This window comes from Acinetobacter sp. PC34 (genome assembly GCF_051789135.1).
GTDB classification, from domain to species: domain Bacteria; phylum Pseudomonadota; class Gammaproteobacteria; order Pseudomonadales; family Moraxellaceae; genus Acinetobacter; species Acinetobacter johnsonii.
On sequence record NZ_CP196664.1, the window covers coordinates 3,090,865 to 3,105,012 of the forward strand.

9 protein-coding genes and 3 tRNA genes are annotated in these 14,148 nt (G+C 43.8%); 8 read left to right on the top strand and 4 right to left on the bottom strand.

Annotation, left to right across the window (positions count from 1 at the left end; genetic code table 11):
• Positions 1-58: 58 nt before the first annotated feature.
• The gene (locus ACSC9N_RS15085; RefSeq protein ID WP_004692575.1) at positions 59-997 is read right to left on the bottom strand and encodes an RluA family pseudouridine synthase; all 939 of its coding nucleotides are present in this window, start codon (positions 995-997) and stop codon (positions 59-61) included.
• Positions 998-1,754: 757 nt separating this feature from the next.
• Here ACSC9N_RS15085 and ACSC9N_RS15090 point away from each other — a divergent pair.
• The 5 genes from ACSC9N_RS15090 (at position 1,755) to ACSC9N_RS15110 (ending at position 7,728) form a co-directional block, all read left to right on the top strand.
• Positions 1,755-5,237, top strand: coding sequence for an Rne/Rng family ribonuclease (locus ACSC9N_RS15090; protein WP_010325822.1), 3,483 nt, complete (start codon positions 1,755-1,757; stop codon positions 5,235-5,237).
• Between the two features lie 170 nt (positions 5,238-5,407).
• A complete protein-coding gene (locus tag ACSC9N_RS15095; protein ID WP_010325821.1) occupies positions 5,408-7,249 on the top strand; it encodes a long-chain-acyl-CoA synthetase in 1,842 nt (613 codons plus the stop codon).
• A gap of 130 nt (positions 7,250-7,379) precedes the next feature.
• A tRNA-Lys gene (locus tag ACSC9N_RS15100) sits at positions 7,380-7,455 on the top strand.
• A 19-nt stretch (positions 7,456-7,474) separates the two neighbouring features.
• Positions 7,475-7,550 (top strand) — tRNA-Lys (locus tag ACSC9N_RS15105).
• Between the two features lie 102 nt (positions 7,551-7,652).
• Positions 7,653-7,728 (top strand) — tRNA-Lys (locus ACSC9N_RS15110).
• A gap of 143 nt (positions 7,729-7,871) precedes the next feature.
• On the opposite strand, the gene ACSC9N_RS15115 is transcribed toward ACSC9N_RS15110, so the two are convergent.
• Complete coding sequence (locus ACSC9N_RS15115; protein WP_010325820.1) at positions 7,872-8,516, bottom strand: hypothetical protein; 645 nt, start codon at positions 8,514-8,516, stop codon at positions 7,872-7,874.
• A 282-nt stretch (positions 8,517-8,798) separates the two neighbouring features.
• Here ACSC9N_RS15115 and ACSC9N_RS15120 point away from each other — a divergent pair, with 282 nt between their 5' ends.
• A complete protein-coding gene (locus ACSC9N_RS15120; protein WP_005400889.1) occupies positions 8,799-9,074 on the top strand; it encodes a PspC domain-containing protein in 276 nt (91 codons plus the stop codon).
• A 96-nt stretch (positions 9,075-9,170) separates the two neighbouring features.
• Here ACSC9N_RS15120 and ACSC9N_RS15125 read toward each other — a convergent pair whose 3' ends face one another.
• Together ACSC9N_RS15125 and ACSC9N_RS15130 are read right to left on the bottom strand one after the other, a co-directional pair.
• On the bottom strand, positions 9,171-10,268 hold the full coding sequence (locus ACSC9N_RS15125) for an HPP family protein (protein WP_010325819.1): 1,098 nt from the start codon (positions 10,266-10,268) through the stop codon (positions 9,171-9,173).
• A 110-nt stretch (positions 10,269-10,378) separates the two neighbouring features.
• Positions 10,379-10,792: a lysozyme inhibitor LprI family protein gene (locus ACSC9N_RS15130; RefSeq protein ID WP_010325818.1), complete on the bottom strand. Its 414-nt coding sequence runs from the start codon at positions 10,790-10,792 to the stop codon at positions 10,379-10,381.
• 260 nt (positions 10,793-11,052) lie between these two features.
• On the opposite strand from ACSC9N_RS15130, the gene glyQ reads away from it, so the two are divergent.
• Together glyQ and glyS are read left to right on the top strand one after the other, a co-directional pair.
• Positions 11,053-12,042, top strand: a complete 990-nt coding sequence (gene glyQ / locus ACSC9N_RS15135) for a glycine--tRNA ligase subunit alpha (RefSeq protein WP_439036083.1) — start codon at positions 11,053-11,055, stop codon at positions 12,040-12,042.
• Positions 12,042-14,111, top strand: coding sequence for a glycine--tRNA ligase subunit beta (gene glyS, locus ACSC9N_RS15140; RefSeq protein ID WP_439036084.1), 2,070 nt, complete (start codon positions 12,042-12,044; stop codon positions 14,109-14,111). Before glyQ ends, glyS begins: the two co-directional genes overlap by 1 nt.
• The last annotated feature ends 37 nt before the right edge of the window (positions 14,112-14,148 follow it).

The following is a 14,148-nucleotide window of genomic DNA, read 5'->3' on the forward strand; positions in this document are numbered from 1 at the left end:
ATCACAACCAACAAAAGTCATGGCGTTATCACCTCTTCTAAAATGAAAGGGAAAAGACTTAATCCTTCTTCTGCGCTCTTAATTGCGCCACAATACTCTGCATATCTTCAGGTAACGGTGCTTCAATCGGTGCATAACCAGGGATGTCTAAACGCATTGCATGCAGACATAAACGACGTGGCTTCGGCCCTTTATATTCTGTTTCATGACCATACTTATCATCACCGACCAATGGATGACCAATGCTTAAACCATGCACACGAATTTGATGGGTACGCCCTGAAAGCGGCGATGCATAGACTAAGGTTGCATGCATAAAACGCTCAGCCACATTCCACTGCGTTTTAGACTCTTTACCTTCACTCGACACACGCACACGACGTTCCCCATTGGCCAGTTCATAACGGTGCAAAGGCGCATCAATTAACTGCTTGTCTAAACTCACCACACCTTTGACTACAGCAGCGTAAGTTTTCTTAATTTTGTGTTCACGCAACATGTCTTGCAAACTTTTTAAGACACTACGTTTTTTAGAAATCATCACCAAACCTGAGGTATCACGGTCAATACGATGAATCAGTTCTAAATATTTTTTACCTGTCGCGGCACGTAAGCCTTCAATCAGACCATAAGCAACACCACTGCCGCCATGCACGGCAATGCCAGATGGTTTATTGACAACCATCAATCCTTCATCTTCATACACCACACGGCTCAGTAAACTCTGTGCTACTTTGTCAGAAACAGGCGCCGCATTTTCATCTTTTTGTTCATAGCGAATCGGGGCCACACGAATCTGGTCACCAATAGACAACTTAGTTTCTGCTTTTATACGCTTTTTATTCACGCGAACCTGACCTTCACGAATCAGGCGATAAATACGACTTTTAGGCACACCTTTTAAACGGCTAAATAAAAAGTTATCAATCCGTTGCCCTGCTTGATGCTCGTCCACTTCAAACCACGTCACGTTTTGCCATTGTTGGGTAGAATTCATACAGTTACTGCGACCTAAAAAATACGGAATTTGAATAAAAAATGACCATTTAGGCTATGCTTTACACAAGAAAGACTAGCTTAGCCCATAGGCAGATGGTACAAGGTTTGATATAGTCAGCGCACGGATACCACCATAAGTGAGTCAAAAGCTTAATCATTTCAATTTTAAATTGAATAGTTAAGAAAATAACTCAACTCAGCTTGGAACGGTCCCAAAAGAATTATGCCGACGCCGAAGGCTTATTATATCGGCAAAACAGCAAACTGTTAGGTTTAATTGTGCATCTGCACATAAATCAGTTTGCCCCAAAAAAATATGTGACCAACGAAGGTTGGTTTTTAAACGTAAACTGATATACATCAGATTAGTCGCTCCCTGATGTCGTATTCAGGCCACAGCGTTGATGCATATGGATCTGTTCAGTTGTAAAGGTACGATGATAATTCCGTATCAAGACACCCTATCCAAAAAGAAGGGTTGCTCTTCGAGCAAATGTGACAGTGAAAGTTACTTACATCCAATGCACCGCTTGTCCGCCAGTGAAACGCGCAGGAGACTTTAATCGTTTAAAGATTGAAGCCGTATTGCCATCATCAATATGTGAATCAAAACCGAAGCCGATCAAAAAGGCAGGTAATAAAACTCAGACCACAATCGGTTTATTTGAGATCTGAGCAAAATTGGTCCGTGATGTTTGATGTTCGCTACGTGTTTAGCGATAGTTTGCTGTGTATCACTATTAGGTGTTACACCCATGAAACGTATGTTGATTAATGCAACACATGCAGAAGAGATTCGCGTTGCACTTGTCACTGGGCAGCGTCTTTACGATTTTGACTTAGAAAATCGTACCCGTGAACAAAAAAAATCCAATATCTATAAAGGTCACGTGACTCGCGTTGAGCCTTCTTTAGAAGCCGTCTTTGTTGAATATGGTGCGGGACGTCAAGGCTTCTTGTCTATGCGTGAAATCGCAAACTCTTATTACAAAGCTGACCCTCGCCAAACTTCCAATATTCGTGAACTGATTACTGAAGGCACTGAGCTTTTAGTACAGGTAGAGAAAGAAGAACGTGGCAACAAAGGTGCTGCACTCTCTACCTTCATTTCTTTAGCTGGTCGCTACTTGGTACTCATGCCAAACAACCCGAAAGGTGGTGGTATTAGCCGTCAAATTTCAGGTTCAGTACGTGAAGAATTGAAAGAAATGTTGGCGTCGTTAAATGTACCTCGTGGCATGAGCGTAATTGTACGTACTGCGGGTATTGGCCGTTCTCAAGAAGAATTACAACTCGACCTACAGCACTTACTTGATCTTTGGGCGCAAATCCAAAACACAGCAAGTTCTGGTCCATCACCAATGCTGGTTCACCAAGAAGCAGGCGTGGTGACACGTGCGATTCGTGATTATTTACGTGATGATGTTGCTGAAATCTTAATTGATTCAGAGCAAGCCTATAACGAAGCCTATAACTTCGTAAAAGCAGTCATGCCTCGTCAAATCGACAAGTTAAAAACCTATACGCTAAATGAGCCGTTATTTGCGCATTTTGGTATTGAAAGCCAAATTCAAACAGCTTATGAACGTGAAGTTAAACTTCCTTCAGGCGGTTCAATCGTTATTGACCAAACCGAAGCATTAGTGTCAATTGACATTAACTCTGCAAAATCAACCCGTGGTAGTGACGTTGAAGATACAGCGCTCAATACCAACCTTGAAGCAGCGGAAGAAATTGCACGTCAACTGCGTTTACGTGACATTGGTGGTTTGGTTGTAATCGACTTTATCGACATGACCAAAGACCGTAACCAACGTATGGTTGAAGCGAAACTTCGCGAAGCAACACAAAGCGATCGTGCCCGTATCCAATTCGGTCAATTGTCTCGTTTTGGCTTGATGGAAATGAGCCGTCAACGTCTACGCCCTTCGCTTGAAGAAGCAACAGGTTATGTCTGCCCGCGCTGTCATGGCACAGGTATGGTGCGTGACTTGCGTTCATTATCGCTTTCAATTATGCGTAAAGTTGAAGAAATTGCGCTGCGCGAACGTCATGGGGAAGTTCAAGTACAGGTTCCTGTTGAAATTGCAGCATTCTTATTGAATGAAAAGCGTCACACGTTGGTTTACCTCGAACAAACCTCAGGTGTTCGTGTGACAGTGCTTCCGCACCCACACTTAGAAACCCCACATTACGAAATTTCGTATAACCCTGAAGGCTTTGCACCAACCAGCTATGAGCGTACAGAAGCAACACGTTTAAGCGAAAAAGAGTTGGGTTACGAGTCATCAGAATGGCATTTAGATGGTGCAGATCATGTGCATCAACATGCTGCTCCTGCACCTGCACCTGCACAACAAGAAAAAGGCAACAAAAAACCACGTAACAACGCGCCACAACAACAAGTTGCGCAACAAGCCCCTGTTCAAGCTGCACCATCAAGTAGCCCATGTGCATGGCTAGAGAACTTGTTTGTACAAAAACAAGCTGCGACTGTCGATCAATCACGTTCTGCAAATAATGCTGCTGCTGCCATTGAGCAAATGGTGAATGGTGGTGCAGTGAGCCGTGGTCAGTTTGGTCAAGTTGGCACGCCTGCTGTGGCACCTGTCGCGCCAAGCAACAATGTCTACATGAGCTCTGCACCTGTTCATGCAAAATCTGAACACCGTGAAGATAAGCATGTAGAAAAAGAAGAACGCGGCACACGCCACAACAAAAAGCGCCCTAATAAGCACAAAGAGTCACGTGAGCAAAATGCGCAACATGACAACCAAGTTCATGAAGAAATTGTGCAGGTCTCTCGTCAAGATCAACAGCGCCAAGATCGTTATGAACAACGCCCTGAACGCAATGAACCACAACGCCAAGACCGTCATGAACAACGCTCTGAGCGCAGTGAACAACAACGTCAAGACCGCTCAGAGCGCAGTGAACAGCAACGTCAGGAACCGCGTGAAAACAAGCGTTCATCACGTCGCCAACACGGTGAACAACAGCAAAACACTGATGTTCAAAACGAACAGCAAAATGTAATGCCACGTCGTGACCGCCGTAACCAACCTCGTCCAGAGCGCCCAAATCGCCACCGCGATCCAAGTGTATTAAATGAGCAAGCGACTGAAGCAGCGCCAGCTGTGGTTCAAGAACCTCAAGTTAAAGTTGAGTTGATTGAAGCACCGCGTCAAGAAATGATCACAACAGCCCATGTGGTCAATGTCGATCAAGCGCAAAGTGAAATCGTGGCATTAACTCCGCCTGCACACACCGAAACCAAGCCTCAGCAAGCTGCTGTTGCGAAAGCAGAAGTTGAAGTAAAAGCTGAGAAAGTGGTACAGGAGAAAGCAACTGAAGTTGTAGTAGCACCTGCTGAACAACAAGCAGAGCAAAAACCACGTGAAAGCGTAAAACGTGCCAGCAATGACCCACGCCAACGCCGTCGCCAGCAACGCGCTGCACACACACAGCAAACTGAAACACCTAAACTCACACCTTCACAGGTGCCAACTTTAGGTCAGTACACCATCAGCAGCTTGATTCGCCATGTCTATGGTGAAGACTGTTCAGTGCTGATTGAGCAGTTTGGTTTAATTCCAACCTTCAACCGTGCCCTTCAGAAATTTACTGAAGAGTATGCAGCAACGTTAAGCAAAACTGTGACAACGACTGCTGTTGAAGCAGAGAAAAAACCGGTCACCCGTGATGTTGAAATCACAAAAGCGCAGCCTGAAGCAGAGCCAGTTCCAGTATTGGACCTGACACCGCCTGCACCTGTGTCTGAACAACGTGTTGCAAATGACCCGCGTGAGCGTCGTCGTTTAGCTAAACTTGCTGCTGAACAAGCCAAACAAGCACGCGAAACAGCACCTGTTGCTGAATCGTCAGCGCCTGAAACAGCGGTTGTTGCAGAAACGCTTGCTGAAGAAGCTGCACCCGTTGTAACTCCACAGGAAAGCGAACCTGTTCTTGCAACAGAAAGCGAAGCGCCTGTTGCCGTTGAAAGCAGCGAAGTGAAAAGCTCAGCTGATGTAGCTGCGGTTGAAGAAGTGGAAGTTGTTGTTGCTCCAGTTCAAGCCAAAGCGCCTAGAGCGTCAAAGCAAGCTGAAAAAGTAGAAGTAACTGAAACTGTAGCGGAAACAGCTGCGGATGAGTCAGACAAATCAGACTCGGACAAGCCAGTTCGCCCACGTCGTCCACGTGGTCGTCCACCGAAAAAAGCGAGCCCGACTGAGTCGTAATTCGCCCTAGAGTTGTAAATTTAAAAAACCTAGTCATGTCAGTGGCTAGGTTTTTTTGTTATTTTCGTCAGATTAGGTTGATTGCACTAGACCGAAACGATTAAAAGAACAAGTGTAGAAACTGAGCACTATTCAAACGCATTGGATTGCATAAAATAATTAGGATTCATATGAGCCAACACCCATCACATGACCTCATTGGTATTACCGACGTTGCAGCAAAACTTCCTCAATTCATCAGTAAAGTTCCCAACTTACTCAGTGGATTAAAACAAGCATATTTACGGACCCCAAACACCCCAGCAGGTCTCGGGATTGCTTTTGAAAAAGCAGTGAAGCGCAACCCTCACGGTATGGCCTTGCTTTTTGAAGATCAAAAATTTAGTTACCAAGCCCTCAACGAATGGGCAAACCAAATCGGGCATTATTTTTTATCCATCGGGGCAAAAAAGGGGGATGTCATCACAGTGATGATTGAAAACCGTCCTGAATTGGTTGCAACCGTGATTGCACTTGCCAAAATTGGCGTTACTGCGGCTTTAGTCAACACCTCTCAAGTCGGTAAAGTGCTGGCGCATAGTATTAATCTAGTCAAGCCCATCGCAGTCATCGTGGGTGAAGAATGCCGTGCCGCAGTTGATGAAATCCGTCATGATTTAAATCTCTCTGCGGATCGTTTCTATTGGTTTGCTGACCAAGAAACCCAAAAAGATGCAGACCTTGCACCGCAAGGTTTTAGTAATCTTGCTGAAAAAATTGATGCCTTTGCCAAATTCAATACCCCAACCACACACAGTGTGTTGGGTAAAGATGGCTTATTTTATATTTACACCTCAGGTACAACCGGTCTACCTAAAGCCGTTATTTTCACACATAGCCGCTGGACGTTGGCTTATGGAACCTACGGGCACGTACTCAACCTCGGTAAAGACGATGTGATGTATGTCACCTTGCCGCTGTACCATGCAACGGGCATTGTGGTGTGTTGGTGTGGCGTGATTGCGGGTGCGGGCACCTTGGCTTTACGCCGTAAGTACTCCACTTCTGCTTTTTGGAAAGATGTGCAAAAGTTCGATGCCTCTGCCATTGGCTATGTCGGTGAGTTATGTCGCTACCTCATGGATGCATCACCTTCAGCGTTAGAAAAAGGCCACCGTGTCACCAAAATGATCGGCAATGGCATGCGTCCGAATATTTGGGACAAATTCAAACAGCGGTTTGGTATTGAAGAAATTTTAGAGCTTTATGCATCAAGTGAAGGCAATGTCGGCTTTAGCAATGTATTTAACTTTGACAACACTGTCGGTTTTTCACCCACGCCTTATGCCATTATCCAGTTTGATAAAGAAAAAAATGCGCCTGTTTATGATGCCAAAGGTGGCTGTATCAAGGTCAAAAAAGGCGAAGTTGGTTTATTGATCGGTAAAATTACTCGCCGCTCCCCTTTTGATGGCTATACCGACCCTGAAAAAAATAAATCAGTGATTCTTAAAGATGTCTTCAAGTCTGGCGATGCTTATTTCAACACAGGGGACTTAGTCCGCGACATTGGTTTCCGTCATGCCCAATTCGTCGACCGCTTAGGCGATACCTTCCGCTGGAAAGGCGAAAATGTGTCCACGACTGAAGTTGAAAACATGGTTAGTGAATATGACAAAATCACCGAAGCTGTAGTATATGGTGTTGAAATTCCAAACACCAATGGTCGTGCGGGAATGGCTGCGATTACACTGGCAGACGGCGCTGAACTGAATGAGCAGGATTTATCCCAAATGCTCGTGAGCTTTAAAAAATGTCTGCCTGCCTATGCTGTACCCGTTTTCTTACGCGTACAAAAGCAAGTTGAAACTACAGGAACGTTTAAATACCAAAAGAACAAGCTCAAAGAACAAGCCTTTGACCCGAAAAAAACGGATGAACGCTTGCTGGTCCTGTTACCCAACAGCAGTACCTATGCAGATTTAACGCAACAAGTCTTTGATAACATTCAAGCCTATCAATATCGCTTCTAAACTCGAATTGCTTGTTTTTTAGCTACCTAATCGCAAATTTGTTGTATTTATAATCAAACATCAACAAGTTTGCGATTTTTTACTTGCGCTCGATGCATATCTTGCTACAATACGCTCCATCAAATGATATGGGTCGTTAGCTCAGCTGGTAGAGCAGCGGACTTTTAATCCGTTGGTCCCGCGTTCGAATCGCGGACGACCCACCATTCCTTTGATACCCTTGATGGGTCGTTAGCTCAGCTGGTAGAGCAGCGGACTTTTAATCCGTTGGTCCCGCGTTCGAATCGCGGACGACCCACCATCTTTCTTGTAAAATCTAATTTTACAAACCTGCTCAGGTTCGAATGCTTTAAAAATTTCTTTTTTAAACTTTCAGCGAATACTCTTTCGCATACCTTGCTCAGGGTCGTTAGCTCAGCTGGTAGAGCAGCGGACTTTTAATCCGTTGGTCCCGCGTTCGAATCGCGGACGACCCACCATTTATTTAAATCCTCTTTAATTGCATTGATATGACGTTTATTTAGCGACATGCTATTTAAGTCATAAAATTCGCACGCTGTTCATTTCTTCACTATTTTTATTCTTCAGTCTTATTCTGTTGCTTTGCCCAATTCCATTTTAACTATGAATTAGGCTCACGCTTTAATGTATACGCACGCTCTAATTTCGGAAAACCTCGTGCATACAATTTTTGGTTAGTGGCATCTAGATTATTACTTTTATCTAAATCCATTTGCAGCGTTTGCGAATCCACCACGCGATAATAAAAATTAATCCCCTCTTTACGATGCACAATCAACTCTGTTCGCTCTTTATTCATGGTCCATGTATCACGGCGATAACTTAAGTTTGAAAAGCCAGGGCGTTGTTTTTCTGAAAAGACCTTACCCAAACGCACAATGCTGCGATGCACCGTACCATCAGGTAAAAAATTGAGAATAAAATCAGCCTTCCCTGTTTCACAAGGGAAAAAATAACCATCACATTGAATTTGTGTGCGATAACGCCCAATAAACTGCTGTTCACTAATATCAAGCGTACGAGGTGCATACTCCGAATCATCTTGCATGGTTGCCCGTCCTGCCACCTCAGTCAGCTTCTTCCCTGACTCAGGCGAAACAGCAGCGTCCCCTACCGTGCTATTTTCATGTTGTTGTGATGCCTCCGACAGCCCACCATCACAGCCAGCTAACGATACACCGATTAGCGCCACCGCTCCTTGCAGTAATGCGCCAATCAAACCCTGATGCTTTCGTTTCAACTTCATTCCACACTCACTTCCTGCACGTGATTAATATCCATAACCATCACGAGTTTTTCCATCCTGACCCTTGGTGTTTTCTCGGATTCAAATGACTTGCTGACTTTAAGCAGCTAGCTCAACACCAAAGAGAGCACATTTTAATCCCGATCAAAACCATAGCTTTTATCTCTTTACATAACTTTACTTTTTAATCGACTCCGCCACCTTTAAAAACCTAATTCCATCTCCATTTTTAAACTATGAGTGCATAAAGCCACTCAGATTTTAATTTTTAAGGAGACCTAGATGGCCAATGTTGGTTTATATCGCTCAAACCGCTCGAACATGATTGCTGGTGTGATGGGTGGTATTGCTGAACGTTTTGGTTGGAACGCAAATTTACTTCGTATTGTTTTCATCACCATTTCACTGTTAAGTGCAGCATTCCCCGGAATTTTGGTTTACCTGATTCTTTGGCTGGTGATGCCGAAACAAAAAGACCAAATCGAGCATTCTCCACAGGCCCGATCAGGTTATAGCAATACGATGCGTACCGTTAATCCAGATCATCACAACCCATAGGCGCACATCTTTCGTCTCAAAAAAGTTTCTTTTTATGCTACGACAACTTCCCCCAAAGTGTCGTAGCTTTTTTTTTGCCTACGACACTCACATGACTTAGCGATGTTGCAACAGACGATACAACGCTGCAATCATATCAGCACGGCTAATGATGCCGACCAACGCCTTATTTTCAACCACAGGAATATAGTTAAAAGAACGTTCAACAAAGTACGGGATCAAATCTTGTAGTTCTTGATCAGGCTGTACCGTGACCACCTGACGTTTCATAATGTGCTTGACTTGATCTTGCCAAGAGGTACGCAAATCCGTCGCCTTTTGGAACCACTCCACCACTTCATATAAAGCCAAGGTGCCGCATACTTGTTCAGCTCGATTTAACACAGGTAAACTCATTAGATTGACCTGTTTAAATTTTTCCACAGCGACTTGAATGTCTTCATCTTCATATAAACACAGGACATCTTTACTCATAATGTCCCGACAACGTAGGTCTATATGAAAGCGAGTATCTGCCTGCGCTTGGGCTTTTAAAATCAGTTTTTGTAAATCATATTCACTGATGTCGAGCAACTGTGTTTCTTGGGCTAAAACTTGATGAATATCTTCAGGTTGGATCGTGACCTTCTGGGTTGGGGTCGGATCGGTGCTACGCGTATTGACTTGCGCCACGGTTGGGTATTGCTTCCCGAGTAAACGGTTGAACACAATCGCAATCACGAGAAGCAAGATCGAGTTGAGTAAAACAGGATAAAACACAAACTGATAACCTAACTCGTGTACCGTCTCGCCTCCCAACACCGCTGTAATCGCCACAGCACCACTCGGTGGATGCAAAGAGTCTGTCGTCATCATCAAAATAATCGACAAAGCCACAGCAACACTAAATGCTTCTGTTAAGTTGGAAATATAGAGTGCGCAGGTCACCCCAATTACTGCTGCAATCGTATTCCCAATCACAATATTCCATGGCTGAGCCAAAGGACTGGCTGGTACGGCAAAAAGCAACACCGAGGACGCACCCATCGGGGCGATATACCATGCATTGATCCCACCCAAAAGCCACCAACTTATGAGTGAAGACAGTGCTAATCCCAACAATGCACCTAAACCACAGAGCATTCTTTCCTTTAGCGGTAACACTTTAAAATTCGGTTTTAAGGTATTTAACCATTCAAGTTGCATATGAAACACAGCCACCCTTCTACTTTTTCGCACTTAACCGGTGCAAAATTATACGTGGTCTCACTAATAAGATGCATCTATTTTACATCTTATTTTTATGAGTAATTCTACTGAATTCTTTAGTGAACGTATTGCTGTAACTGTACAACCCGTTCAGCACACTGCTGCATAGGACAAAAAGCATACATAGGCGATCCAACATACTGGCCTGCATTATCACACTCTTGCTCAACATAGGCTTTCCACAAGCGTTGTGATTTCAAAATGGCTTGATAACGTTCAGGCTGCTGCCATTCGGCACTTTGCACCCGTATTTGATCGAGTAATGCCACAATTTGCTTTTCGTAGCCCTGTTTGGCTTGATCCGCACAAATTTGTACCACGCTATTGTTAATCCCTGCCAGTTGCTGCTCTTGAATGGTTTGCTCGACACATTGATTATAAACATCCAGCTCGGCCTCTTGCTGCTGTGCGTGAACCGCTCCACTGAACGTAGCCAGCAGAACAAGGATCTGATGATAAAATTTTGGCATGAGGGTGCTCTTGGTTTTATTGTGCAGAAATTTAATATAGCAAACTCGGGCAATTTGGCTCAAACCAGAGAAAAGACGGTCTATGTAATACACGCAGCTCAATCTTTTTCAACATACAAAAATCGTGCTATCTGACTTCTCTCACGCAACCACCACAGTTAAATTTTTAAATGAATGAATCCTGCTGAACCCTTTGCCACTCACTCGCAAAATCCTTATACTTAGAACCAATTTTTTCTTATATTTATAATGGATGCTGCATGAGTCGCGCCATATCGCATATTGATACATTCCAAGGCTTAATTCTTGCCTTACAAAACTACTGGGCTGAACAAGGTTGTGTCATTTTACAACCTTACGATATGGAAATGGGTGCAGGGACATTCCACACTGCAACATTCTTACGCGCACTTGGGCCTGAAACTTGGAACGCAGCATACGTTCAACCCTCACGTCGTCCTAAAGACGGTCGTTATGGTGAAAACCCAAACCGTTTGCAACACTATTACCAATTCCAAGTGGTACTAAAACCAAACCCAGATAATATCCAACAGCTTTACCTAGACTCGTTAAAAGCCATTGGTATTGATACCCTCACTCACGATATTCGTTTCGTAGAAGACAACTGGGAATCGCCAACACTCGGCGCTTGGGGCTTAGGTTGGGAAGTTTGGCTCAACGGTATGGAAGTGACTCAGTTTACTTACTTCCAACAAGTCGGTGGTGTTGAATGTTACCCAGTAACAGGTGAAATCACTTACGGTCTTGAACGTTTGGCAATGTACTTACAAGGTGTCGATTCTGTTTACGATCTTGTTTGGACCAAAGGTCAGTTTGGTACAGTGACTTATGGTGATGTATTCCATCAAAACGAAGTTGAGCAATCAACCTATAACTTTGAATACGCACTAGTCGACAAAATGTTTGAATTATTTGACTTCTATGAAGCCGAAGCATCTCGTTTAATTGAAGCAGAATTACCACTTCCTGCCTATGAACAAGTCATTAAAGCATCACACAGCTTTAACTTACTCGATGCACGTGGTGCGATTTCTGTAACCGAGCGTCAACGCTATATTTTACGTGTTCGTACTCTGGCACGTTCAATTGCACAAAGCTATGTGGCGGCTCGTGCCAAGCTTGGTTTCCCAATGGCAGAACCACATTTACGTGATGAAGTTTTAGCTCAATTGAAAGCTCAGGTTGAAGCAGAAGCGGCTCAAGCAGAAAAATCAGCGGAGAACAAATAATGTCTAAACATACAGTTTTATTTGAACTTGGCTGTGAAGAACTTCCACCAAAAAGCTTAAAAACTTTACGTGATGCATTGCAAGCTGAAACAGAAAAAGGCTTAAAAGATGCAGGTTTAGCTTTTGATTCTATCGAAGCCTATGCAGCGCCTCGTCGTTTGGCATTGAAAATTATCAATGTAGATGGTGCTCAAGCAGATACTCAAAAACGTTTTGACGGCCCTGCTGTACAAGCTGCTTATGATGCTGAAGGTAAGCCAACCAAAGCGCTTGAAGGCTTTATGCGTGGTCAAGGCATTACTGCGGATCAAGTTTCAACTTTCCAAGCAGGTAAAGTTGAAAAAGTATGCTACCTAAAAGATGTGCAAGGTCAAAGCCTTGATGTTTTACTGCCACAAATTTTACAAACTGCTTTGGATAACCTTCCAATCGCAAAACGTATGCGTTCTGCAGCAAGCCGTACTGAATTCGTTCGTCCTGTAAAATGGGTGGTATTGTTAAAAGATAATGATGTTGTTGATGCAACGATTCAGGATCATAAAGCAGGTAATGTGACTTATGGTCACCGTTTCCATGCACCTGAAGCGATTACATTAGCCAATGCAGATGCTTACTTAGATGCGCTTCGTGCTGCAAAAGTTGTAGCAAATTTTGAAGAACGCCAAGCCATCATCGACCAACAAGTCAAAGCACTTGCGGATGAAGTGAATGCAATTGCCATCGTTCCTGCTGATTTACGTGATGAAGTAACCGCATTGGTTGAATGGCCAGTTGCACTTCGTGCGAGCTTTGAAGAACGCTTCCTTACTGTGCCTCAAGAAGCTTTGATCACCACCATGCAAGACAACCAAAAGTATTTCTGTTTAGTAAATGCTGACAATAAACTTCAACCTTACTTCATTACTGTTTCAAATATTGAGTCTAAAGATCCAACTCAAATCATTGAAGGGAATGAGAAAGTTGTACGCCCTCGTTTGTCTGATGCTGAATTCTTCTTCTTGCAAGATCAAAAGCAACCGCTTGCATCTCGTAAAGAAAAATTAGCCAATATGGTTTTCCAAGCACAGTTAGGTACGCTTTGGAATAAATCTGAACGTATTGCTAAATTGGCTGTGGCTTTATCTGCAATCACAGGTGCGAATCCTGCCGATGCTGAAAAAGCAGCACTTCTTGCAAAGTGTGATTTAACTTCTGAATTGGTTGGCGAATTCCCTGAACTTCAAGGGATTGCGGGCACTTACTATGCACGTATTGAAGGCGAGAATGATGAAGTTGCGGAAGCTTTAGGTGAGCAATATTTACCTAAGTTTGCTGGCGATGTTCTACCGAAAACCAAAACGGGTACGACGATTGCCCTTGCTGATCGTTTAGATACGTTGACTGGTATTTTCGGTATTGGTCAAGCGCCTACAGGTTCTAAAGACCCGTTTGCTTTACGTCGTTCTGCGATTGGTATTTTGCGTTTAGTGACTGAAAACAATCTTGATGTTTCAATTGAAGAATTGATCAAGCTTGCTTTGGCTGCTTATGGCGATGTATTGAAAGACCACAACAAGACTTTGGCGGATGCTGTTGCATTCCTTGAAGGTCGTTATCGTGCGAAGTATGAAGACCAAGGCGTTGCAGTTGATGTGATTCAAGCGGTTCAAGCGCTTTCACCAAAATCACCTCTTGATTTTGATAAGCGTGTGACTGCGGTGAATCATTTCCGTAGTTTGCCTGAAGCTGCTGCTTTGGCTGCTGCGAATAAGCGTGTTGCCAATATCTTGGCGAAAGAAGCTGCACCTACGGGTGTAATTGTTGAATCTAAGTTGCTTGAAGATGCTGAAAAAGCACTTTATGCAGAGATTCAAAATATCCTGCCTGTGGTTCAACCGCTTTTAGCTGCAAAAGACTACACCGCTGCACTTTCTAAATTAGCTGCACTTCGTGCGCCGATTGATGCTTTCTTTGAAGGTGTGATGGTCATGGCAGATGATGCTGAACTGAAAGCAAACCGTTTACGTTTACTAGCTCAGTTACGAGACTTGTTTACCAGTGTTGCGGATATTTCGGTGTTGCAGCATTAAGCTGAATGATTGAAATAAAGAAACCGCTTTAGAGCGG